13 protein-coding genes and 2 pseudogenes are annotated in these 26,190 nt (G+C 37.5%); 10 read left to right on the top strand and 5 right to left on the bottom strand.

Going from position 1 to position 26,190, the window contains the following annotated elements; genetic code table 11:
- The first annotated feature begins 29 nt into the window (after nt 1-29).
- The gene (locus tag AC6ER9_RS03745; protein WP_497075268.1) at nt 30-506 is read left to right on the top strand and encodes a YaiI/YqxD family protein; all 477 of its coding nucleotides are present in this window, start codon (nt 30-32) and stop codon (nt 504-506) included.
- A 7-nt stretch (nt 507-513) separates the two neighbouring features.
- On the opposite strand, the gene AC6ER9_RS03740 is transcribed toward AC6ER9_RS03745, so the two are convergent.
- Nucleotides 514-1,212 (bottom strand): TlpA family protein disulfide reductase, encoded by a 699-nt coding sequence (locus AC6ER9_RS03740; protein WP_497075046.1) that lies wholly within the window; start codon nt 1,210-1,212, stop codon nt 514-516.
- Nucleotides 1,213-1,245: 33 nt separating this feature from the next.
- Between AC6ER9_RS03740 and argH the strand changes: the two are divergent.
- The 5 genes and pseudogenes from argH (at nt 1,246) to AC6ER9_RS03715 (ending at nt 7,709) form a co-directional block, all read left to right on the top strand.
- Nucleotides 1,246-2,655 (top strand): annotated as a pseudogene (gene argH, locus AC6ER9_RS03735) (argininosuccinate lyase).
- Nucleotides 2,656-2,704: 49 nt separating this feature from the next.
- Nucleotides 2,705-2,887: a hypothetical protein gene (locus AC6ER9_RS03730; protein ID WP_497075045.1), complete on the top strand. Its 183-nt coding sequence runs from the start codon at nt 2,705-2,707 to the stop codon at nt 2,885-2,887.
- A 9-nt stretch (nt 2,888-2,896) separates the two neighbouring features.
- Nucleotides 2,897-4,171 carry a diaminopimelate decarboxylase gene (lysA, locus tag AC6ER9_RS03725; protein WP_497075044.1) on the top strand — a complete coding sequence of 425 codons (1,275 nt, stop codon included), beginning with the start codon at nt 2,897-2,899 and terminating at the stop codon, nt 4,169-4,171.
- 116 nt (nt 4,172-4,287) lie between these two features.
- Nucleotides 4,288-6,714: a TIGR02302 family protein gene (locus tag AC6ER9_RS03720; RefSeq protein ID WP_497075043.1), complete on the top strand. Its 2,427-nt coding sequence runs from the start codon at nt 4,288-4,290 to the stop codon at nt 6,712-6,714.
- A 224-nt stretch (nt 6,715-6,938) separates the two neighbouring features.
- Nucleotides 6,939-7,709, top strand: coding sequence for a class I SAM-dependent methyltransferase (locus AC6ER9_RS03715; RefSeq protein ID WP_497075042.1), 771 nt, complete (start codon nt 6,939-6,941; stop codon nt 7,707-7,709).
- Between the two features lie 1,099 nt (nt 7,710-8,808).
- Here the strand turns inward: AC6ER9_RS03715 and AC6ER9_RS03710 are convergent.
- From AC6ER9_RS03710 to tsaD, 3 genes are all read right to left on the bottom strand, one after another.
- Nucleotides 8,809-9,489 carry a response regulator transcription factor gene (locus AC6ER9_RS03710; RefSeq protein ID WP_497075041.1) on the bottom strand — a complete coding sequence of 227 codons (681 nt, stop codon included), beginning with the start codon at nt 9,487-9,489 and terminating at the stop codon, nt 8,809-8,811.
- Nucleotides 9,490-10,397: 908 nt separating this feature from the next.
- Nucleotides 10,398-10,826, bottom strand: a complete 429-nt coding sequence (locus AC6ER9_RS03705) for an EVE domain-containing protein (protein ID WP_497075040.1) — start codon at nt 10,824-10,826, stop codon at nt 10,398-10,400.
- Between the two features lie 919 nt (nt 10,827-11,745).
- Complete coding sequence (gene tsaD / locus AC6ER9_RS03700) at nt 11,746-12,840, bottom strand: tRNA (adenosine(37)-N6)-threonylcarbamoyltransferase complex transferase subunit TsaD (RefSeq protein WP_497075039.1); 1,095 nt, start codon at nt 12,838-12,840, stop codon at nt 11,746-11,748.
- Nucleotides 12,841-13,239: 399 nt separating this feature from the next.
- On the opposite strand from tsaD, the gene AC6ER9_RS03695 reads away from it, so the two are divergent.
- The 4 genes from AC6ER9_RS03695 (at nt 13,240) to AC6ER9_RS03680 (ending at nt 18,953) form a co-directional block, all read left to right on the top strand.
- Nucleotides 13,240-14,556, top strand: a complete 1,317-nt coding sequence (locus AC6ER9_RS03695; RefSeq protein WP_497075267.1) for a COG4223 family protein — start codon at nt 13,240-13,242, stop codon at nt 14,554-14,556.
- Between the two features lie 11 nt (nt 14,557-14,567).
- On the top strand, nt 14,568-16,130 hold the full coding sequence (locus tag AC6ER9_RS03690) for a heme biosynthesis protein HemY (RefSeq protein WP_497075038.1): 1,563 nt from the start codon (nt 14,568-14,570) through the stop codon (nt 16,128-16,130).
- A 148-nt stretch (nt 16,131-16,278) separates the two neighbouring features.
- Nucleotides 16,279-17,025: a glutamine amidotransferase gene (locus AC6ER9_RS03685; protein ID WP_497075037.1), complete on the top strand. Its 747-nt coding sequence runs from the start codon at nt 16,279-16,281 to the stop codon at nt 17,023-17,025.
- A 941-nt stretch (nt 17,026-17,966) separates the two neighbouring features.
- The gene (locus AC6ER9_RS03680) at nt 17,967-18,953 is read left to right on the top strand and encodes a DUF2125 domain-containing protein (RefSeq protein WP_497075036.1); all 987 of its coding nucleotides are present in this window, start codon (nt 17,967-17,969) and stop codon (nt 18,951-18,953) included.
- Between the two features lie 2,315 nt (nt 18,954-21,268).
- Here AC6ER9_RS03680 and AC6ER9_RS03675 read toward each other — a convergent pair.
- Nucleotides 21,269-25,971, bottom strand: a pseudogene (locus AC6ER9_RS03675) (NAD-glutamate dehydrogenase).
- Nucleotides 25,972-26,190: the final 219 nt, after the last annotated feature.

The raw sequence follows: 26,190 nt of genomic DNA, 5'->3' as shown, positions 1-26,190 counted from the left end.
AAAACTGTCGATCGTATGAAAGCCAAAAGATGGAGCAAGGAATAAAACCTGCCATTACTTTGTTGGTTGATGCGGATGCTTGTCCCGTAAAAGCTGAAATTTATCGTGTTATGAATCGCTATCAGCTTAAAACATTTATTGTTGCAAACCGTTTTCTTTCTCTTCCCCAAGAGCCACTCATTGAAAGAATTATTGTTTCTGATGGACTTGATAGGGCTGATGATTGGATTGTAGAGCATGTGCATGAGGCGTGTATTGTGATAACCAGTGATATCCTTTTAGCAGCACGGGTTGTAAAGGTTGGGGGATGTTGTCTTTCACCAACGGGGCGTATTTTTGATGCTCATTCAATCGGTCAAGCTTTAGTCATGCGCAATTTGATGGAAAATTTGCGAGAGCAGGGGCATGTTACAGGAGGACCACGTCCTTTTTGTGGTAAAGATCGTTCTGCTTTTTTGTCAGCATTGGATGTGTCCATCCAGCGTTTAAAAAGACGCGGTTATTAAATTTAGGTTATTCTGCTTCTTTCATGACAGCTTTTATAAGTGATTTAGCATCATCATTGGCCCATGGCGCTGCCCCGTTATAAGACGCAATGAGATAACCATTTTTATCAATGAGAAATGTAATAGGGAGTCCTAAAGCAAGTCCCTGCTTTCTCATATCGTTGAAGATATTCATGGTTTCATCGCGATAGTAGACTAAATTATCCGCATGAATATCTTGCAAAAATTGCTGAATTTTTTCAGGAGAAGCGGCTTTATCGATATTAATCGCTATGACATCGAAGTTTTCTCCACCTAGTTCACGTTTTAATTGCGCCAGTTCGGGCATTTCAGTGCGACAAGGCACGCACCAAATAGCCCATAGATTGATGAGTATCGGTTTTCCAGTAAAATCAGCTAGTGTGTGATCTTTTCCTTGAATATCCTTAAAAGAAAGATTTTTCATATCTAGGGGCTTATCAATAAATCGCATGTGAGCAAAAAAGCCTGTTGCGGCTTTTTGAATTGCCATCATTTTTTTGTCTTGCATTTTTTCTGTATTTTCTTTTGAAAATGAGTTGGCAAAAGAAGATGCATTCTTGTCATGATGACTTTTTATTGCGTATAAACTAACACCAACTAAGATGATGGCAACAAAAAAGGATACTATGAAAACTTTCCGTTTTTTGTTTTTCTCATTTTGGCTATTAACACTTTGAGGAATCATAATTTTTATCCTTTTTATGGGTGTTTTTTTAATATGACAGATGAGAGGGTAAAGAACCAAATGTGGGAGGACGGTTTATTGCAGGATTTGCTGCAGTGATGGAAGAAATTAACGTATCAATTGATGTTGATCAAAAATTCTATCGGCAAGATATTGAAGGTTCGCTCTCTCATACTGCGATGTTAGCGCAAATAAGGATTATTTTACAGTCTTAATTTATAAAAAAATTTCTCATAGTTTAAAAATTATTTTATAGGAAATTGGGGTACATTTGTTTTTTTACAAAGGCTTGAAGATATTCATGTGAATATTAAAACACGGCTCTATGCGTTGATTGGTTCGGTTGCTGGGTTTTGCATACGGCACGTTCATGCAATGATCAAGTGGCTGTTGATTTGCGGTTGTAGGTGCGTGAGGCATTGCAGAAAATAGCACAAGCTGTAAAGGAATTGATAACGCAATTGCTTACTCTTGCAGAGCGATACATTAATGTTTTTATGCTAGGCTTTACGTATTTACAATTGGCTCAATCCGTCACATTGAGGCATTATAGGATGGCTTATGTTGAAATGTTTTGTTGCGATTTATCCTAGATGTTTGATGCCATTGAGCAAATGAATGAATCGCCTTTTGGAACTACGGTTTTAGCAGGAACAAATTTTCCGATTGATCGCTTTATGACAGTAAAAGCACTCGATTTTCGGCGACCTATACGCAATTTATCTACACGCAATTCGATTGACAGTGTTTCTGATCGTCATTTTGCATTAAAGTTTTTAAGTGCTATTGCTCTTTGTACAATGCATCTTTTGCGTTTAGCAGAAGAAGTAATTTTTTGGTCAAGTGAACAGTTTCATTTTATTCATTTTTTAGATGCTTTTTCAACGGGTTTATCGATTATGCCACAAAAGAGAAATTCTGATATGGCAAGTGAGTACGGGCGAAAGCAGATTGATTGAATGGAGGGCTTGTGGGATTATTAACGGTGATAAAAGGATTACCGCTTGCTTATTCAAAGGATATGCAAGAAGATGAGGGCTACGTATTTAATGGGGCTTTGAGTTTGACGTTATCACGGGTAGCAATGACAGGGATAATTGCTGATTTGGAAGTAAATGAAGGAGCTATACAATAAGCAGTGGATTGAGGGGATGCAATGACTTCAGCTTTTGCTGATTGGCTTGTCCGCGAATGAGGTATTCCTTTTTGTGAGGCTTACCACATGATAGGGAGAGCTGTAGCACTGGCAGAAGGAAAACAGTGTCGCCTTTAAGATTTATCATGAGATGAACTTCAAGTAATGTGTCCTGATATCGATGCGATATTTTTTGATGTTTTGACTGTTGAAAAATTTGTTGAAAGTCGTAAAAGCTTGGGGAAACAGCATATTCAGGAGTTCTTTTATAAATTGCATATTGGAAACAGCGTCTTATAAGCGCTTGAGTGATTATATTTTAAAGGTAAAAAAGATTGAGATAAGGAAAGAGGACAGATGAAAGTGGTTTTAAAAGGGGTGATGATTGTCCTTTTTGGGGGCGTTTGTGTTGCTGGGTGTGGGCGTAAAGGGTCATTAGAAGCGCCTCCTCTTACAAGCGTGGAAAAATCTATGCAGGGAACATCTGCTGCTAAAAGTGAAGATGATCAACCTTTTATTCTTGATCGTTTGATAAAGTAGGAGGAAAGAGTGGATTTTTTCTTTTACCATCAAGGTATGCTTCATGCCGAAGGGTGTTCGCTTACTACTCTTGCCCAAGAGGTGGGGACACCTTTTTATTGTTATTCGGCCAGTGCAGTGGTCACATATTTTAAGGACTATCAAAAGGCATTTCAAGGAATGCCCAGTCTGATTGCTTATGCGGTTAAAGCCAATTCTAATCAAGCCATTTTACGTCTTTTAGCGGCAAATGGAGCGGGAGCTGATGTCGTTTCAGAAGGTGAATTACGGCGCGTCCTTGCTGTTGGTATTCCGGCGCATCGCATTGTTTATTCTGGTGTTGGTAAAACCGTAAGAGAGATAGATTTTGCTCTTTCTCAGGATATTTATTGTTTTAATGTTGAATCAGAACCAGAACTTGAACAGTTATCGCAACGGGCTGTTGCGCTGTCAAAGACAGCGCGTGTTTCATTGCGCATTAATCCAGATGTTGATGCTAAGACTCATAAGAAAATTACAACAGGAAAATCTGAAAATAAATTTGGTATTCCATTGTTGTTGGCAAGAGAAGCTTATAAAAAAGCCGCTTCTTTACCTGGATTACAGGTTTGTGGTATCGATATACATATTGGCAGTCAGATTTGTGATTTAAAGCCGTTTGAAGAGGCATTCCTTCTTATTGCAGATTGTGTGCGTCAATTGTGGAGCGATGGTTATGCAATAACGCATATAGATATTGGTGGTGGGCTTGGTATTGCCTATGGGGATGAACAACATGCTATCCCTTCTCCTTTTGATTATGCTGCGCTGGTAAAGAAGCATATTGCTCCTTTAGGGATTAATATTGTTGTAGAGCCGGGGCGTAGCATTGTGGGCCAAGCCGGTGTGTTGGTAACCTCTGTTCTCTACTTAAAAAAGGGGCGAGGGCGGAATTTTGTTATTGTGGATGCGGCAATGAACGACCTGATGCGTCCAACGCTTTATGATGCTTGGCAGAATATCGTCCTTGTGAAACAAGCAGAAAAAGATGCTCCTCTTATTCGTGCAGATATTGTGGGTTCCGTTTGTGAGACTGGTGATTATCTAGCATTAGATCGCTGTTTGCCGATTTTGGCATCTGGGGATCTTTTGGCTATTACGCAAGCTGGGGCTTATGGTGCTGTGATGGCAAGTACTTATAATAGTCGACTTTTAGTCCCAGAAGTTCTTGTTCAAGATACACGTTATGCGGTTATTCGTCCACGTCTTGATTATGCACAATTGATAGAATGTGATCATATTCCGGATTGGATTGAGCCTTCTTAAATGTTTTTGGTCTTATTTTTACTAAACTTTGATGAAACAATTTATTTTCTGGAAATTGTCTTGTATGGCTTTTATGATCTTAATACACCACGGTAAAAGGGGAAAAATGCTTGTTTATGAAAAATAAAAACATCAAGAGTTTTGCAATAAAGCTTTTGTGTGTGCGCATTTTGATGTGGGTAATCCTTTCGTTTGAAAGGATATGGGTACGGTTGTTGCCATTTTTCCTCGTTCTTAGTCTCTTTTGTTCGTTTAGCTGGTTGGGACTTTTTGGCATTTTAGGCTATTGGTCCCATTTGATTTTACTTGGTATTCTCCTTGTTTGTGCGGGGGCAAGTTTATTTTTTCTTATTGGTTTTCGATTTCCTACAATGCGGGAAGTGGATCGCCGTCTTGAACACATCAATGATCTTAAACATCAGCCTTTGAATATTCAGACAGATCACGTATATTCTGAAAATGAAGCAGATTTTAGTGCTGTTATTTGGCGTGAACATCAGCGTCGAATGGCAAAACAATTATATCATTTAAAAACTGGATTTATCTCTCTTAATAGCGCGGTTTATGATCCTTTGGCTTTGAGAGCTTTGTGTGTTCTCCTTTTTGTGTGTGCTTTTAGTTTTTCTTTTGGTTCACGAGGGGGACGTTTGGCTGATGCCTTTGATTTTCGTCCTGTTGTTGATGAAAGATTCATGCGAGTTGATGCTTGGATAACACCACCTGCTTATACCGGTGTGGCACCGATTTATTTGACTAAAGATGAGAAGACACAACTGGAAATTCCTGAAGGGAGCAATGTAGTTGTGCGTGTTGTCAATGGGGCTGGTGTTACAGTCAAAGCAAAGCTTGCAGAAGATGGGAGGGAAGTTTCTTTTTCAAAGAAAACGGAACAAACAGCTTTCAATGATCCAATTGTTCGTTTTGAAACCCATGTAGAAAATTCAATGGATTTGTTTGTCTCATCGCGTCGTAAAAAACAGCAATGGCATTTGCAGATGATTAAAGATGCCTTTCCGACAATTAAATGGCAGGAAAAACCAGGGCGTATTTTAACGGGATCGTTAGAATTGCAGTATATGTTGGATGATGATTATGGTGTGACAAAGGCTTATGTTGAAATAGAACCTCTTTTTCAGGATAAAAACGTTCCTTCTCTTTATAAGGCACCGGAAATAGAGCTTCTTCTTCCACGGGGTGGAAAGGGAAAAATGCGGACCGTGTATGATGTTTCAGCGCATCCGTGGGCGGGATCGCAAGTCAAAATTACTTTGGTAGCAGAAGATGGTGCGGGGCAGAAAGGGCGTAGTAAAACTTTTGTTATGACATTACCACAGCGTGTTTTTTCAAATCCTGTTGCGCGTGCTGTAGGTGAGTTGCGTCGTTTACTTGCTCTTGATGCTTCTGCAAAAGAGCGTGTATTAGATATGCTTTCTGCTTTGTTGGTGCGCCCAGAAAAGGGGTTGCAAAATGCGACACATGTTCTTGTTCTACAAAGTGCGTGGACAAGGCTTTCTTTGGCAGAAACAGAAGAGGATTTGCGCGGTGTGGTGGATTATTTATGGCAGATTGCTGTGGGGATTGAAGGCAATCAGCTTGAATCTGCGCAAAAAAAATTAAAACAAGCACAGGCCGCTTTACGGGATGCACTACGATATGGTGCTCCAGCGGCAGAAATCGAACGGCTTATGGCAGATTTACGGCAAGCTATGGATGACTATATTCAAGCGTTGGCTGAAAAAGCACCAGATAGTCAAGTTTCTAAAAATTCTAAAAGCGCAAAAAATCTTCATCTTTCTGAAGGTACATTACAAGAAAAACTCGATCTCATTGAGGAAATGGCAAAAGCGGGTTCTTCTTTAGCTGCTGAACAGCTCTTGTCGGAAGTTGAACAAACATTGGATCATTTGCGTGTGCAAAAAGGCAATAAAAATGAGGGAGAAAAAAGCCAATCTGCACAAATGAAAGAAAAGCTGGACCAACTTGGAGATTTAATGCGTCGTCAGCAAGAAATTCTCAATGAAACACATCAGTTGGAGATGCAACAAAAACGCGGAGAAAATGTACCAGAAAAACAAAAAGAATCTTTAAAAAAACGTCAGGCTGAATTGCAGTCTGAATTATCAACATTAGAAAAAGGATTATCAGAACAGGGGTTTGAAACGGGTGATGCATTGAAAAAAGCAGAAGAAAAAATGAACTCTGCAAAGGATGATCTTGATCAGGAAAATCATCAGGCATCTATACAAAATCAGTCTGATGCTTTGGAATCTTTACGGCAAGGTGCGCAAAGTGTTTTGAAAAAAATGCGTGAAACACTCAAAGAAACAGGAGATGATCAAAACGCTGATTCTGGTCCGAAAGATCCGTTAGGACGTCCACTTTCTTCAAAAACAGATGAAGGACAAAAAGGTGAGGCACTCCCACAAGAAAGTGATCAAATGCGTACGCGACAAATTTTAGATGAAATTCGTAAACGTTTGGGCAAGGAGCATATTCCAAAAGAAGAAAAAAACTATCTTGAAAGATTGCTTCATTTTAATTAACCAATGATTAGCTTTTTTCTTAATTGATATCAGAAATAGCGTATGAGAAACCTCTATGGAGCTTACGCTCCAAAGAAAATGATTACAGCGCTTTTAATGCAATAATCATCCTATTCTAGGCTTTTTTGATCATTTAAGTTTAAAATGTGAAATATTAAAATGTTCTCTATTGCGGAGAAAGAGCAAAAGTCCATATAGGTTTAGTATATGAAAACCTGTAATATTTGAAGTTTTTTTCTACATGGTATGTTGAGTTGGATATTGTCACACTGAAAGATTTTTATGCTTCTGCACTTGGACTACGTGTGCAAAAGACGCTGTGTAACCAATTAAATTTGTGGTGGCCCGATCTTACGGATAAGCGTGTTATGGGGTTGGGCTATGCACTGCCTTATCTTTCTGCATTGCGTGAACGTACTCAACAGTGTTTTGCTTTTATGCCAGCAGCACAAGGTGCTTCATCTTGGCCTTGTGATGATAAAGTTGCTACAGCGCTTGTCTTTGAAGAAGATTTGCCGCTTCCTGATGCGTCAGTTGATTGTATTTTATTGGTCCATGCATTAGAATATACAGAAGATTCATTTGAAACGTTGAATGAAATATGGCGTGTTTTAACTCCCAATGGCCACTTGATCGTTATTGTTCCTAATCGCTCTGGTTTTTGGGCACGCAATACGACAACGCCCTTTGGTTATGGCGAACCCTATAGTCGGCAACAGATTACTCGTTTGTTTGAAAAAACAAATTTTGTTTCTGGGCCTATACAAGAAATTGTCCACTATACACCTTCTGCAGGGTATGTTTCACGTTTGTTTTCATTTTTTTATGAACCATTTGCACGCCATCTTTTGCCTTATTTTGGTGGGCTTCTAATATGTCAGGCGCAAAAACGTGTTTATCAAGGTTTGTTGGTACAGCGTCGTCAGTCGCGGCGTATTTTTATTCCTGCGTTATCACCGCAGGCAAGAAATGCTTTAATTTATAAAAATCATTGATTATTTTGTCATTGGCATAAGAACCACCCATGGGGGAGCATTCTCTTACTTCAAATTTTGTCATTCACAAAATGTTCGTTTGAATATTTTATAAATGGAATTGGCATGTTAATAAAAAACCTAAAATATTAATATATCGAATTATCTTTAATAAATAGTGATAACACCTTTAAGCGAGAAAAAATGCTGCTATCTTCGTAAGCGTAAAAATAAGAGAGCCAAAAATTCTTGCAATAATCTTGCAATAATATGTTGGGTTTCTGGACCGTATTGTGAAGTGGGCTTGGTAGAAAGATGATATATTTCTTTAAAGGAAAGCTATTTTTTCAATGGTTTTCTATTGCTTTATAATAATAAATTAAAATGTTTTATAAAAATAGCTGCCTTATCTCTATAGGATGGAGGCTTTAAAGCGCTTTGGATAAATAGAGGTTGCTTAATTTTCATTTATGAGAAGGTTATTTTTAAAAATATCTTATGTCCTTTAAATAGAATTTTTTAGATAAGATATTGATTTATAACTATAGCATGGGGTTATTCAATTTGAACGAGGGCCTTGAATATTATAAGATTTTCTCATTTAAAATCTTATAATATTGAATCAGTAAAAATCATTTTTTTGCACGTCACAAGTAGGTGGTTCATGTAGATAAAAATGATACCAAAAAGGACATGCCTCTTATGAATGATCTCAAATGTCAAAGGTGGTTGCAACATTGAAAGCAGGCCCAAGTATGTAATGGTGTTCGCTTGCTCTTTTATTAGATGTATTGCTCAATAAATGGAAAGAGATTGGTGCTCAATCGCTTTATCGTTAGGGTAAACACCGAGCTTTATATCATTTAATTATACGATCTCTTAAGGAAAAGAGCAGTAAGGAACGAGAGGAAAACGATAAAAAATACTCTCAATTGAGGCTCGTGAATGTGTGATAAAGTTGTGCGTAGAGCAGTGTTTAAAAAACATCATAAATATCAATATATTATAAGTAATTCTACAGCATTATTTAAATTGTATGTGCGTATTTTTTCATCTCTTTGGTGTTTTAATGTAAAGGGCAATTGAGAATATTTCTCTTTTAAAGACATTCAATATCGGATTAGAGGTTTAAACGATAACCATTTTGATCTGTCATGAGAATTTGCGCGTTAGAGGAATCTTTTTCTATTTTTTGTCGCAAACGATAGATATGAGTTTCTAAAGTATGGGTGACAATGTTTTCGTTATACCCCCAAACTTGTTCTAACAATGTTTCACGACTGACAATTTTATCATTGGCATAATAAAGGCACTTAAGAATCGCGGTTTCCTTTTCTGTGAGATGGATTTTATTGTTATTTTGATCAATCAGGAGTCTTTTTCTTAGTTTAAAAATATAGGGACCAATATGAAAGGTTGCATCTTCATTTTGTTCATATTGGCGCAACTGTGCTCGAATTCTCGCTAATAACACCGCAAAGCGAAAAGGTTTTGTCACATAATCATTGGCACCTGTTTTAAGATCTAAAATGGTATCGCAGTTTGTATCATCATTGGTTATCATGATAATGGGGGCACGAAATTCTTGGGTGCGTAATTGTTGAACAGCTTTGCGACCATCAAGATCAGGAAGTTCAATTCCCAAAATGACAAGATCAATATGTTCTTCTTTGATTATTTTCATTCCTGCTTCAGCTGTTTTTGCTTGGAAAACTTCAAACTCTTGATGCATTTGCAATTGTTCTACCAAAATGGGACGTAGATCATCATCTTCAACGATTAAAAGAGTATAGTTGTTCATGTTTTTCCTTATAGGGATGTGGATGTACTGATCGATAAAGAGTAGTTTCATGAAAAATGATTTGTCATGCAAGAACAATTAAAAGAGAAAAGTTAAAAATAAAGAGTTTTTTAAAAATGAACTTTTATGATTTTTATAGTTGCTTGCCAAAAAGAAGATGTATCTTTCATGCACAGAATATTTATACATTGATTGAAAACGTTTTTATATGCTAGAATGTGTTTTTCCATGAGTCACCACTCTTTTTTCGCTTATAGAGTAACACATCGGCATCATCATATATTTGGGGCTTTCTCTAAAATGTTACTATACCCTGGTGTTTAAGATTCTTAAATAAGAGCTATGCTCTTTCTTTCATTGTTTTTTATCCATATCCACGCAAGATTTTTTTGTTTTTAACGTGCAAAAGACATGATTTTGATTATTTCAACAATAGGTTTGAAATAAGAAAACCCTAAGGAATGAAGGAGCTCTCATCCAATATACAAAACGATGAACATTCTTTATAAATCAATATGATGCGTTTTTTAAGGGTGAAGAAGACTACCCTAGTACAGATGCACTGTTTTAAAAAAATCACAGTCATTTCTATTGTTTTTGATGCACATTTAGTTTTGTTTTTTCGTCGCATTTTATTTGTATGAGAAGCGGTTGGTATCGTGCTCGTAGTGTTGTTCATTATAATCGTTGAGTAAGCCTTATCTTGAGCTACGCTGGAAAGATGATTGCATCATAAAGAGAATGTTTGTGCAATGTGGGGAAGCTGTATTGAGAAAGAGTGCAGAATAAAAAATAATAAGAAAAAGTATATTAGTATGAGAATCCATAAAAAATGCGTTGCACTTATCCTTCTGCGCTATGAAGCACTGTTTAATATGAGTTTATGAATAAAAATTATTATTTAAAGATCAAAGTATTTTCTTTTTAAGGTTTCCCATTAAACACACTTCTTTCCATTCATCTTCTGTCACGGGTTGTACTGATAAGCGGCTGGCATTGACCAGCACCATATTTGCTAGTTTGGGATTGGCTTTAATTTGTTTTAATGAAACAGGTGTTGGCATGTCATAAAGTGCACGAATATCCACACATTCCCAGCGTGAATCAGAGGTTGTAGAATCTGGATGTGCTTCAGCACATATTTCTACAATGCCTACAATTTCTAAACCTTTATTTGAGTGATAAAAAAAACCTTTATCACCATATTTCATGGCGCGCATATTATTACGGGCTTGATAATTGCGGACACCATCCCATTGTTCGCCATCAGCTCCTTTTTTCTTTTGCATCTCCCATGACCATTTATGGGGTTCAGATTTAAAAAGCCAATAAGCCATGTGTTCACCTTTTTCATAGACTGTTATGCATTCATCATGTTCATTTTTATGAGCATCTTGGTAACATCATCAATGATGATTTTTTAAATGGCGTAAAAAACGGGTTTTATCTGTTTTTTGTTTCCAAATAATTTGTAATAGAGGCATATGCTCCATTAATGATATCGATAAAGATACTTTGCTTATCTTTTAGCAGAAAAATATATCAATGTATAAAAAATAGATTTAAAAGTGCTCAGCCATGTGGAGGCTCAATCATTTTTTTTTGGGCTAAGCTTGAAACGTAGTCACTAGAGGCGCATTGCGTTTAAAAAATTAAGAAAATTGGTTTTGAAAACAGACGATAATGGTCGTGAAATAAATAGATGATCAAAGGTAAAGATACCAAAGGATGGCTTTCCATTATGCTTCGGTGGGGGTGGGTGCGTCTTGTTATGCCAATACTATCATTTTAGGCTTAATAATATCAATATATAATGCGTTGTTTATCATGATGATTAAATTAGTAAATTGAAAATTATGGGATTTTTTAGTACAAATCCTTTTATATTTTGAATCAATGAAAATTGCTTGTTTGCACATCATAAGTGGGGTTGGTGTGTGGATAAAAATTGTACAAGAAAAGGTTCAAAACTCTTATAATGAACGATCTCAATGGCTTAATGGTTGCTGCAACATTAAAAGGCAGCAAAGGGTATGATGGTGCTGGTTTGCAGTTTTCTTGAAAAATGAAGTGCTTTTAGACTATTTGGTGAATATTTAAGTTTGCGTATAGAGCTTTTTGTTAAGTGAATCCTCTGAAATGAGAAGCAAGTGGAATCGTTTGCAGATAGGAAATTGACTCAAAGTCATCTGGATTGTTTATAGACCGCATTGAGTAAAAATCTTCATTCTTTGAAATGTGGGGGAAAGCAGTTTTTTATGCTTTTGTTCCACGGCGCCCTGTTCCGATCAAGGGAGAGGCTTTTTCATCTAATGGCCAGCGTGAGCGGGGAGCAATATCAAGAGGACTTGTTTCTCCGCATACAAGTTTTTGTGCACCGGCAAAAGCAATCATGGCAGCATTATCCGTACACAAGGAAAGAGGAGGTGCTATAAATTCAAAACCATGTTGATGAGCAAGTTCTTGCAATGTAGAGCGAATGGCTTGGTTTGCGGCAACACCGCCTGCGACAACTAAAGCAGGAGCACGCTTTCCTTGATCATGAAAGAGAGGATACTGGTTGGTAAAGTGTTGTAGGGCCAAATGAACACGATCACGCACTGTATCGGTTACGGCGGCTTGAAAACTTGCTGCAATGTCAGCAACATCATTTTCAGTAAGGGGAGCTATGGCGGTTGCGGCTTGTCGAACAGCCGTTTTGAGGCCGGAAAAAGAAAAATCTAACCGTTTTTCACCTTTTAAAGGTCGTGGAAGAGGGATACGATTTTTATCACCCAATAAAGCTGCTTTTTCAAGCGCTGGTCCACCAGGATAAGGAAGTCCTAAAAGTTTTGCAGTTTTATCAAAAGCTTCTCCTAATGCATCATCAATGGTGGTTCCTAAACGCTGATAATTACCTACTCCATGAACAAGGATTGTTTGTGTGTGCCCCCCTGAAACTAAAAGTAATAAATAAGGAAACTTGACATTGTGCGTTAACACAGCTGTTAAAGCATGTCCCTCTAAGTGATTTACGGCAATAAATGGTTTTCCAGTGGCAAGAGAGAGTGCTTTTGCGCTCATAACACCGACCAATAGTCCTCCGATTAAACCAGGTCCACTGGTGGCTGCAATACCATCAATATCTTTTAATTTTGTGTTTGCTTGCGTGAGAGCTTGCAAAATTAAATGATCCAGAACCTCAACATGGGCACGAGCGGCAATTTCAGGAACAACACCGCCGTAAGGTGCGTGATGATCAATTTGGCTCCAAACAATATTGGAAAGAATTCGGCTGTGTGTTTCATTGTTGTATTCAATGACAGCAGCGGCAGTTTCATCACAACTTGTTTCTATTCCCAACAGACGCATTTTAAGTAAAACCTTATTTTGCAGCTTCTTTATCTGCGTGCGTACCATGAACAAAAAAAGATGCAAACTATTTCTCTTAATAATTGATTTTTTTATGAGAGAATATATCTTTTTGGTCGTTTCTTTGAATTTTATGGTATTTATGGCATTGTTGATTAAAAACGGAAATTGTATTTTTGAGTATAAAATGCAGATTTATTTTTAAAAACTTGTTTATTAAGGTTTATCGTTGTAAATATTCTTGAGAAAAATGCGGGGTGGAAAGTTTCTATAAAGTTATATTCTCTATAAAAAGCATGTAAAGCAAACGAAGATATTTGAGAAAAGCTTCATTTTTAAAACTTTTTTCATTTTATTATTTTATCATTAGAAAAAGGTGTGCACAGAAAAGTGACAGAGATGGTCGATTCTTCAAAACCAAAAGTTAAATCACATTATGCTGGTACGCGCCGTAAGAAGCCAGTTATTGAACATGAAGCTCTTTCCCATGATTCAGAGGAAAAAATACAAAACTCTGCAGAATCCCATGAACAAGAAAAGCAAACTATGCAGGGTCAGAATAAAAGTACCTCTAGTACAGCTTGGCATTTGTTGCTCCTTTCAGGGATTTTAGGGGGGCTTATTGCTTTGGGAATTTTTGTGGGGCTTCAATGGGCGGGTTTGTTTCTTTCTCCTTTTGTGGAAAATTCTGTTGGAGGGGAAAAAGTTTTGCAGATTGCTAAAGCCGCAAAAAGTCAAGGGGAGGAAACACAGGAACAATTGGAGCGTGTATTTCAAGAAATCGATGCGTTAAAAACATCGTTCTCTTCTGTGGAAAACTCTGCTGGAGGGGAAAAAGTTTTGCAAATTGCTGAGGCTGCAAAAAGCCAAGGTGAAGAAACAAAAGAACAATTGGAGCAGGTGCTTCAAGAGATCGATACCTTGAAAACAGCATTTTCTTCTTTTTCATCACAGCAGTCTAAAACAATGAAGAACGATGAATTATCGCAAGAAGAAAGCAGAAAAGCTTTTGCGGTTTTAGAAGAAAAAGTAAAAGCGCTTGAAGAGGCTGTACAAACTTTTGTTGAGGAGTCAAAAGAGATAAAAACGGCTTTGTCTGTTGGGCAGAATAATGCAAATGATCTTGCTTCGTTAAAAGAACAATTGGAAGCATTACGGCAAGAAATTGCTGTTAAAAATAGTGAGAAAAAAGAAGTTAATACGGCACTTTTTACAGCAATTAGTTCATTAAAAAATGCTGTAGAGCGAGGTGGATCTTATAACAATGAATTAAAGTTGTTAGAGCAATTATCACCTTCGATTGATGGACTTGATGTGTTGCAGAAAACAGCGACTATCGGTCTTCCAAGTTCAGCACAGCTTTCAGCTGATTTTGCTCATGTTGCTGATGCAATTGTTGGTACGCAAAATATTGTTGCATCAGATGCTGGTTTTTTTGAGCGAATTTTAGCGTGGGGAAAAGGGCTTGTTGTCTCGCGACCGATTGGAAATGTTGAAGGGATGACGCTTGGGGCTATTGCAGCGCGTATGGAAGTTGCTATCCAAGCGGGTGATTACGAAAAGGCTTTGAGCGAATGGCAATCACTGCCCCAAAGTGCAAAAGATGTTTCAAAGGATTTTGTTCAGCAGCTTGAAAGACATATTGCTGTTCAACAGTTGCTGCAGCAATTGCTGTTGTCTGTGCAACAAGGATCTTTTAAGGCAACAAAGATGTAAATAGGCTCCAGATGATACGTGTTTTTATTTATACTTTTGTTGTTTGTATCCTTGGGTTAGCTTTCGGATGGGTTGCTAATCACAATGGTGTTTTTGTCCTTACATTTTTACACTTCAGATTTTCTGCTTCATTACTTACAGTGTTAAGTGTACTTACTTTGCTTTTTGTTACGTTGGTGCTTTTGTGGTGGTTATTGTCTTTCTTTTTTTTCATACCGAGTGCGTTTTCAAATTATTTTTATAAACGTCATAAAAGGCGCGGTTATGAAGCTCTTTCAAAGGGAATTCTTGCAACTTTTGCTGGTGATGCTATGGTTGCGCAAAAAATGGAAGCACAGGTTGCTAAATATCTTGCAGGAAAACAAGAGCCGTTGGTAAAATTTTTAAAAGTACAAACCTTATCTTTACAAAATAACTCTGTTCGCGCTATCAGTCTTTTTGAGGAGATGAGAAAGGAAGATCCGACAAAGCTGGTTGGACTTTACGGTTTGTTTCGTGAAGCGATGAAGAGTAAAGCTTATGAGGCAGCAAAACAATATGCTGAAGAGGCTCTGACTTTATCACCAGCACTTTTATGGGCACATCAGGCGGTGCTTGATCAGTTGGGTGCTGAGGGTAAATGGGATAAGGCACTGACTGTTTTTGAAAAGGCGCAAAAAGCTCTCCCGCGTTCTATTCGCACGATTCCAGAGCGGCAGCATATACAGGTTCTCCTGCTCAGTGGGCAAGCACTTCATCTGTTTGATACACATCCTGTACAAGCACGTGAAGCCATTTTGAAAGCTCATAAATTGGCACCTGATTTTGTTCCAATAACAATTATAGCTGCTGAGATTCTTTATAAATTAAATGAAACCCGTAAAGCGGATAAAATGATTATAGCGGCTTGGCAGAAGGAACCCCATCCCGATTTGGGGACACTTTATCTTGAAAGAGAAGGAGGGGCTACTGGACGATTGAGAAGAGCTAAGACACTTGCTTCTTATAATAAAGATGTCTTTGAGTCGGCTTTCCTTATTGCTAAAGCTGCTTTGGATGCTGGTGAAACGGCATTAGCAAGAGAGCAGGCACAAAAAGCATTGCAGTATCATCAACGGGAAAGTGTGTATTTATTATTGGCAGATATTGAAGAGGCCCAGGGAAACAATAAAGCTGCTGTGCGTCAATGGCTTTCTTTAGCACTTCGTGCTGAACGTGATCCCGTATGGATGTGTGAGGGATCCATTTTTTCTTCTTGGGCAGCTGTTTCTCCAATTAGTGGCCGTTTGGGCTGTTTTGAATGGAAGGCGCCACCTTTCGTACCTCCTCTTACGTTAGAGGCGGCCAATATTATGCCAAACAGCCAAGATAAAGAAGACGTTGTGGAAAAAAGTGAGGGGGATGAGGATAAGAAGCTTGAAAAACTGTCTTCTGTAGACCATTCTCTTTTGCATAATACGCAGGTAGAGAAACAAGATATAAAAGAACAAGATGTTAAAACAGTTAACCAAATTCATTTAAACGTTGATGATCCAGGGGTTAAAATAGAAGAAGGAGGAACGTCTTTATCGAGAAAAAAATTTCGTTTATTTTAAATTTCATCAATAGGGTGATTTGAGTGTTTTTTCAGAAAAAACAATGAATGTAGAAGAAAAAAATTATCGTTAATCTTGTTTAATAGAATTATTTTCTTATGCTTAAAAAATGAAATTTTGCTTGATTGAAAAGATGATTTGTTAAAAAATGTTCTTAAATCAGAGATGTTTTGATAAAAAGCGAAAAAATAGCAAACCAAGGATTGCTGTCGTTATTCATCGGTGGTCTACCTATACTGGTCGTTTGGGGAAATTTTTACAACAAAATGGTTTTGTTCTTGATGTTTATCGTCCTATTTTAGGACAAAAACTCCCTGATACATTAGAGCATTATGCTGGTGTTGTTATTTTGGGGGGGCAGATGAGTGTGAATGACAGTGAAGCTTATATTGGCGAAGAAATTGATTGGATTTCGTTGTCGCTAAAGGAAAATAAGCCTTTTTTGGGTATTTGTCTTGGGGCACAGATGTTAGCGCGACATTTGGGAGCTCGCGTTGGTACAAGAACTGATGGAACTGTTGAAGTAGGCTGGTATCCACTAGAGGCAACGCCACAAGGAAAAGAATTGATGAATTGGCCAGAAATGGTCTACCATTTTCATGATGAAGGGATTTATGATTTACCGAAAGAGGCGGTACTTTTGGCAACTGGGCATACATATCCTACGCAAGCTTTCCGTTATGGAAACAATGCATGGGGTTTGCAATTCCATGCTGAGTTTACACGCGCTATGATGCGACGCTTGGTCGTGCGTTCGGCACATAAATTGACTGAAAAAGGTGCTCAACCTGCCAGTGCACATTTAAAAGGGCGTTTAATCTATGATCGCGCTTTAAGTCAATGGTTTGAAGGTGCATTACAACAGATCTTTTGTACGCCGACCGCACTTGTGTGAAGGGGTATTTATGCTTAATGGGATCACGACCTTAACGTAAACCAGAACGTCATTTGGTTGCATCGTTATGGGCTTGTTTTAAAGAGACCTCTTTAAAAGTACCCAAAGCACATTTTATGGTGCTGACCATGAATAGTATAACGATAAAACCCCCATGGAAATAATATAAAATCTATAGAGCGCTGCTATCTTCACGTTTGTGAAGGAGTAAATTGGCGCCATCACATATTTGAAGGTTTCTTCCAATATTGCAACAGCTCTTGGCATCTTTCGACGATTTGCAAAAAAGCATTTTTGTCCTTTTTTGTACAATCTCTACCCATAGCTCGGCTCCACTTTTGACGTACAAGAAAATGGTTTTGATTGATGCAACGTGGAACTGGTTTGAAATGGGAGAATCTTACGATATTGAAGACTCTCATTCAATATATAAAACAATGAATTATTATTATAAATCAATATCTTGATTCTTTAATTTTTGTTGTGCTGTAAAATAGTGCCGTTTAAAGCTAAAGATAGACAATGCATGTAAAGCTTTACATATAAGGTATTTTTTGTTAGAAGATACAAAGTTTTCTTAAGAAGATATTACTTCTTGAGCTTATGTGGTACTGTGCTATAGGGCGGTGACTGTGAGCTCCATGAAGTGGCTAACAGATAAAGTCAGCTAGATTAAGAAGCTGGATTTTTAATAGATTGGTGAATATTCAAGAATCTTTGTCCTTTTTAGGGTGGGGTGAAAATCGAAAGATAAAGAAAGTTTTAAAATTGTCTACGTCCTCTCAAATACCATCATCACAAAGAAATTTTTCTTTACGTTATTTATTTTATGGGCTGTTTTGTCTTGCTCTGATCCTCGTTTATAGCGCTTTCTGGTTTTTTTTTCACGTAAAATAGAAAATTATGTTTCTGATATATCCGAAAAAGCATCTTCTGGTAAGATGGCGACGGTATGTGAGAATGTGCGCAAGAATGGTTATCCATTACGGATTGGTGTTGTTTGTGACAAGTTTCAATTTTCTTGGCCTTTATATGGAGTTTCTTTATCGACGGGGAAGGTGATAGCTGGTGCACCAATTTATGCGCCTTATTTGGTCGAGTTTAATGTTGATTCTCCTGCATCAATTGTTTTTTCTGGGGAAACTTCCATAGTATCCCGTTGGCGTAAGTTGGTGATTGAAACAGAACCTTATTGGAAAACAGGTCAGTCATTGAAGTTGAGAGCTGAAGGGCTTGAATTTTCACCTTTTTCCTCTTCTCTTGAGGATCAAAAACTTCAAGAAGTATCGGGATCACAAACGACAGACAAAAAAACAACACAACAAAATGTTGAAGATCAGGCATCGTTGCAAGATAGTTCTGATGGGACTTCTCAACCATTAGAGCCCCAAAATGTTTCCCAAAAAATAACGACAGAATTTTTGCGTCTTGATTTTAAACATGAAAAGAATCATTTCTCAGGAAATATGACTGTTGACGGTTTTGATGTTTCTCCAATTTTTATATCTTCTTCTGTTGAAGTTCCCAAAATTGATGGCAATTTGAAATGGGCTTTAAATGATGTTTCTCTTCTCTCTGAAAATGAAGAAAAAAATTGGAAACAGCGTCTGTATGGGAAAAGTGGCATTTTAAAGCATGGTGAATTAGCTTTTCATACAGGTGGTGGTGTGCATATCAGTGGACCTTTTTCTTTTGATGATGAAGGATATTTGACAGCAAAATTTGAACTTGTCTGTATACAATACATAAAGCTTCTTAATACTTTGCAACATTTGTTTCCTGAAGAAGAAGATACTTTAAAAGGGTTACGTTTTATTTTGAGTACATTGCCTAAAAATGCAGATGGTGCTCCCATTTTTTCTTTGACTATTCATCAAGGTTGGGTAAAACTAGGATTTTTAGATATTGGTCGTCTTCCCCCACTTTAGACTTCAGAGGAAATTGGCAAGAACGTCTGTATGGCGAGGTATTGGTTTATAATGATAATTCACAGTTTTACATGTTGAATGAGAGTCTTGAATATCCTAAGATTCTCTCATTTCAAATCTGTTTATATGGAATCAAAAAACATCTTTTTGCATGTTAAAATAGGAAAGTCATGTGGATTGCTTATCAAGAGAGGGCTAAAAATACCTTTTATGAACCATATTAAATGTCAAGCGCTATCGCAACATGAGGGATATAGTGTGATGGGTCTGGTGAACTCTTTCATAAGCATAAAAGGTGCTGGTTCTCAATGGACTTAACATTATATTATTGACGGGTACTTGCGCAAAGTGGATTTGAGTGTTTTGAGAGTTGTCTCTTTAAAACAATCTCGTGAATATGCAACGCAGTGTATTTTGTTTGGAGCGCTTTATTTTACGTGAAAGTCGTGACTTTCTGAAAGAACGTGATCAAAAGCATGAGGCAATAAGAAATCTCTATTATTTTAAGAGATATTGCTTTCAATGCTTTTGAAATCCGTAAAGCTGAATTGAAAAATAATGGTAAGGGTGGGAATAGGTTTATACCTTATAAAACTTCATATTTTCTCTACATCAGGTTGTCTACTTGTGTAGAGATTAGCCAAACAGAGATACACAATATCTCCGCTCCAGTAGTCTATAAAAGCTGATAAATATCGTAAATCACTGAATATTCTTAATATTTGTCTCAAATATGTGGCTGAATTAGGATTGAATGTTCTTTGCAAGCAACAGAAAAACACGCACTCGCTTAGAAAAAAGTTGATTTTTAAAGTAAGGTGAATTGGTTTTTCATGTAGGGGGTAGGCTTATGTGTGGGAGGACCTTTTTTATGGTGAAGCGAGCATATCGCGTATATCTGTTTAGGTAATTTCTAAAATAGGTAAACCAGTCTCGTTAGAGGAGAATATAAAGTATAGAGGTGAAAATAAACGTCTATCGTTATGGCCATTTTTATTCGATTTTACGTTTTTCAAAATTATTTATAGCTATATCTTTTGATAATGGACTATGCATACACTTTTGTTTTTCTATTCCTTAATAGAGGCATGCCCTTCACGTAAAATATTTGTGTTACATGTTTGTTTATTAAAAAATATTTCTTAGTGCGTCCCATTTAATAGTACTCCGTGAGTGGTATAAAGATAAAGCCATTAAGCGCACTATCTTTATACTTATGGAGTTACAAGTCAGCATCATCACATTATTTTGCCAACTCTTAATTTGCTATAGTTCTTAACATTTACAACTCTTCATAAGAGGGCATTTTGTCCTTCATTGGTAAGTGATTTATATGGGCTTTCCCATTCATAACATGCATGGAGAGAGATGGGGTTGATTGTTTCAATATAAACAGATTTGAAATGAGAGCAACTTAGAAGATTGGATGCTTCTTTAAATGTGCAAAATAATAAAATTATGATCGTAAATCAATTCATTATGTTTTTATTATGCGAGATATTTGACAGCAAAATTTGAATTTGTTTTTTGTTCAAGCCGTAGAGATTCTTGATATTGTGCGGTGGCTATTTCTTGCTAAGCCAAGAATCTTCAAGTGTTATTTTTTATTTTCTGTGCTCTATTAAAAAATGTGAGATGGCGTCCCTATTCTTCTCTTATTGATTGTAGCTTTCCAGCAAATTTTGTATATTTTTACTTAAGTTGTTTGTCCATTCATTTTATTTTAAATGACTTTTAAGGAATTCTCAAAGGGTTTGTAAAAGGCTTTCAAAGTCCAGACTCCCTTTTTTGCTACTAAATTTTGATTTTTGACACTCTCTGCATTTTTTCGAGTTTCAGATGTTAAAATCAATTTTTACAAAATATGCATTAATGGTAAAATATTCCACAAAAACAATAAATTATTACGTATTTTCCCTCAATTCTATTTGGTATAAAGCCTACTGTCAGATTACATTGATCATGGATGGATAGAACAGCGATAAAAGCTTTGCTATTTTGCTTTGCTTTTAAATCTGAAAGTTGATGTTTTTACGTTGAGAAATCAATCCTGTTATTGTTTTGAAATTGTTGCCAACAATATAAAAAATTAAGCAAAACAACAGCGCAAAATTCAAAAGTCTCTTATTTTACATTCCCTCTTTAGAAACGCTATGACGCCCAAAATCAGGGGCATCTCCATTGTAATAAGTCGTGGGATTTTGATTTTTGGTGCGCTATCTAAAAAGCGAAAAACTTCCGTTCTATCTTTGCAGGTTTTTTCTGGTGGGATAGAACGGGAGTTTTTACTGGGGTATTTCGTATGTATTTTAAGTTTAAAAGCCAGTATTTTGAAGCTGAGAAATTAATCCTGCTGCAAAAGTAAAACGAGAAATGTTGAGATCATTTTCAATAAGGGCACTAATACGGTTTGTGACATTGTGAATATGATCTTCTTCTGTTTTTTTCCAAGTGGCAAAAGGGTTCTCTTTTTTCCATAACTTTTGAGAATTTTAATGACGATTTGCCGTAAGCTTTCGGAAATACTTTTTTTAGCTTGGCTTAAAGCCATACTGTCATAATAATCTACCACAGGAATGATACGACTTGCTTCGTTAATGCGGTTTATACGAATAATTTGCGCCAGTGAAAAATAGATCTCTGCGGTTTTAATAAGATCACTGTTGCTTTTTTTGGCAATTAAAGAAATATCACAGATTGTTGGAGCAGCCTCCAAGAGAGCCAATTGCTTCGCTAATGTTTTTGGTGCCCCTTCTTCGCTATAGTGTCGTGTTTTTTCTTCAATCTTTTGCTTAATATCATTGTTGTGATAATGCATAAGTTCTTTTTCAATCACACTACGAGCTTGCTTTATTGTTTTTACAATTTCTTCTAATGGACGTGAGAGATCCATGTTGTGCAGACCCCAATTGGTTGCTTCAAAGAGCATAGGGGTTATGGCTGCATAGAGTTTGTTTTGAACAAGACCGGGTATTTTATTGTCAAGCTTATCAATTTGGTCAGACAACTCAGAAATTTCAAAACCATCACGGATGGCAATGAAAACGCGAATAATATTTTCAACCTTTTGTTCTGTTGCATCGTGTAATCGATTAACAAAAGTAGCTCCCCCACGATTGACAATATCATTGGCAACCAGTGTTGCGATAATATTACGACGTAATTGGTGATTAATGACTTCCTTCTCAAAATTTTCTTGAATTTGGGTTGGAAAGTAGTTCAGCAAGGCTGTATTGAAATAGTGATCATCAACAATGGGGCTATTGGCAATTTCTTCTTTGAGCGTTAATTTAGCATAGGCAAAAATAACGGCGAGTTCTGGACGGAGAAGACCTTTGCCTTGGGTTGTTCTTTGTCGTAAAACTTTCTCATTAGGGAGCATCTCAACTCTGCGATCGAGAAGCTTTTTTTGTTCTAAATCATGCATGAAGCGTATTTGATAAGGCAAATCAGCAGCACTTTGGTTTTCCGCTAAAGAAAGAGCAAGGGGCTGTAGATAATTGTTGCGTAAGACGAGCTGTTCGACTTGAGGCGTCATTTTCTTCAAGAGTTTATTGCGTTCTTCGCGGGTGAGTGTTTTCGCACGCAGTGCTGATGCAAGAACAATTTTGAGATTAACTTCAATATCAGAACAATTCACACCGGCAGAATTATCAATGGCATCGGTATTGCATCGACCACCATTGGAGACATATTCAATTCGTCCACGTTGTGTAACACCAAGATTCGCTCCTTCTCCAATAATTTTTGCACGCACCTGTTCTCCGGTAATCCGTATTGCATCATTTGCACGATCACCTACTTGGGCATCGCTTTCTGTTGCTGCACGGATGTAAGTACCAATGCCACCAAACCATAAAAGATCAACAGGGGCTTTGAGAAGTGCAGAGATAATTTCAAAGGGTGTTCCTGTTTGTTTTTCGAAACCAATAGCTTGCGCTGCTTCAGGTGAGAGAGTAATCGTTTTCTCTTTTCGTGAGAAGATACCACCGCCCTTTGATAATTTACTTTTGTCGTAATCTTGCCAGCTGGAGCGAGGAAGTTTAAAAAGACGCATACGCTCTGCGTAGCTTTCCTCTGTATTTGGATCTGGATCAATAAAGATATCGCGGTGATCAAAAGCGGCAATCAATTTTGTTTGTTTGGAAAGGAGCATTCCGTTGCCAAAGACATCACCAGACATATCGCCAACACCGACACAGGTGAAGGGCGTTGTTTGAATATCGTGATCAAATGTTTCTCGAAAATGTCTTTTGACAGCTTCCCATGCACCTTTGGCTGTAATACCAATGGCTTTGTGGTCATAACCTGCTGAGCCTCCAGAGGCAAAAGCATCATCGAGCCAAAAATGATTTTCTTGGCTGATGGCGTTGGCTGTATCAGAAAAGGTTGCTGTCCCTTTGTCTGCTGCAACAACAAAATAGGGGTCAGGGTCATCATGACAGATGACATCATGGGGTGCACTTATTTTGCCATTAACAAGATTGTCTGTGATGGAGAGCAAAGCCGTGATAAAGTCTGTATAAGCTTGTCGTGCTGCTTCTATGATGATAGCACGGTCACTTGTTTGAGGAAGGCGATGGGGATAGAATCCACCTTTTGCACCTGCAGGAACGATAACTGCATTTTTAACTTGTTGGGCTTTCACCAAGCTAAGTACTTCGGTGCGATAATCCAATGCGCGGTCAGACCAACGAATCCCACCACGAGCGATAGGTCCAAAACGCAAATGGACCCCTTCAACTTCTGGTCCATAAACAAAAATTTCTCGATAAGGACGCGGTTCTGGCAAACCTTCAATTTGTCGCGGATTTAATTTGGTGGCTAAAATACGCCGCGGACTTCCATCGCCAAGAGGCGTAAAGGCATTTGTTCGTAAACTTGCATCGATAAGGTTACAATAACGGCGTAAGATGAGATCATCATCTAAACCAGATACTTTTCGTAATTTCTCTTCAATGCGCTTTTGAATAGCTTGTCGGTTTTTTTCTCGTTCTTTTTCGGTATGGCTTGGATGAAATTTTAAATGAAATAAAGCATAAAGATCTTGGGTAATGTCAGGATAAGTATTTAAAGTTTGGGCAACGCGGTCTTGCGAATAAGGAATTCCAGCTTGTTGGAGATAGCGCCCGTAATGGCGTAAAATAACAATTTCATGCCAATTAAGCTCAGCTGTTTGACTGAGGGCATTAAAGGCGTCATTATCAGCATTTTGTGCCCAAATGGCTTCAAAAGTTTCGGCAAGCTTTTGACCGTCTTTTTCGAAATCAATATAGAGCTGGAAAGAACTCTCTAGTTGCATATCATGAAGATACACAGACTGTCCGTTGCCATCGGGTAATTCAAGGGTTTGTTCTGCAATAACGCGAAACCCCATATTTTCAAGCAGTGGTACACGTTTGGAAAGAGCAAGGGCTTGATGGCGGTGAAAAAGCCGAAGAGAAATATTCTGTTTGTCTTTGTTTTGTGCGTGGTAAAAGCTTACGAAAAGGGGCTTTTCATCATGAAGGCTTAAAATATGCCCAGCATCTTTAATGGCGTCTTCTGCTGAAAATAAATCACGATAGCTGTTGGGAAATTCACTGGCTAGACGGGTTTGTGGTTCTGTTGTTTTTTGGGTATGAGCGATGGCTTGAACACTATCTTCCCAACTTCGTGCAATCGAACGAACATGTTGTTCAAGGGTAGCGCGTTCGTGAAGTGGAACAGTTTCATTTCCTTTGCGATGGATAATATAATAAACACGTATAAGGGTACTTTCCAAAAATAGCGGATAGGATTCAAAAAAGTCGCCTTTATAGAGCTCAACAAAATATTCGCCAACTTTTTCACGCAGGCTACTACTGTATTGATCACGTGGAACATAGACAAGGAGAGAAACAAAGCGCCCAAAAGAATCAGTGTGGGCAAGAACGCGTAAACGGGGACGCTCATCTAATTGTAGAATAAGTTTAATGTTTTCTGTTAGGGTATCAACATCAGAGCGAAACATTTCATCTCTTGGATAGGTTTCTAAAACACTGATGAGTGCTTTTCCAGAATAATCAGCGTGATTATGTCCAAGACGTTGAATGATAGTTTGGGCTTTTTCTTTTAAGAAAGGAATTTGCAAAATAGAGCGTGTATAGGCTGAGGAGGTAAAAAGCCCTACAATGCGTAATTCTCCACACAGTTGGTCTTCTTTATCAAAGATTTTAAGACCTATATAGTCGAGCCAAACAGAGCGGTGAATTTTAGAGCGGCTATTGGCCTTTGTCACGATAAACAGATTATCGCTTTCCATAAAGGATAAAACTTCTTGAGGAGGTTCTCTCATACTTTCATCATCAACGATATGAATAGAAGCATCCGTGAGTATACCAAGTTCAATGTTACTGGCTGTAAAGGACTTTAGGGGCTTTTGATCTTTGATGAAGTTGTAAGTACGCAGACCAAGGAAAATGAAATTGTCGTTCATGAGCCAGTGAAGAAATTCAATAGCCTTTTCGCCTTCTTCTTTGTAGTGTGAGGGAAGGCTTGTTTGATAGGCATGGATATGCTTTTCAACTTCTTCAAGCATAGGTTTCCAGTCTTGTACAGCAGCATTAACCTGCTTAAGAACGAGAGCAAGTTCGTTTTCGAGTTTTTGTACCTGCTGTTTATCTAATGACTCGATGTGAATTTGCATCAGACTGATGCGTTTGCCAGAAGTACAATCAAGAATGGGATGAGCAATCAAATAAATACGATTTTTGTGTTGATTGAAGATATTTAAAATGGAATCAAGAAGGAAGGGCTTGTTGTCATTGACAAGTGTAATAACGGTTATAGGTTTGTGATTACGGGTCAAATCCTGCTCAAAGCAGATGGTATTTTTTCCTGCCTGATGGAGATTAAAAGCTTTTACCGCGATAGCTGCGGCTTTTTGAAGTTCTTGTGTTTCGTAATAAGCAATATCTTCTTTATCAGTTTGAGCAAAAAGGATTTGTTCTATTTTATTTGGGGTATTTTTTGTTGCTATTGTTTTTTGTTGTAACACATTTGCTCTCCCTTTTTGCTTTTAGAGGCCTTTTCTTCTCTTCTATATAAAGAGCAGACCATTATATTTTCTTGCACTGTAACACTTTCTTCCTAAAGAAAATAGCTCTTTATGTGGAAAGAATGCGTTTTGTTTTGCTCTTTTTTAGTAATAGTTTGTACTTTAAAGAAATATTTTTCGTCAATGAAAGGGACTTTTTAGTATTTTGATTTGTTAATA

Source organism: Bartonella sp. SL317, from assembly GCF_059687655.1.
This window is presented reverse-complemented; position numbering and strand designations above follow the sequence as displayed.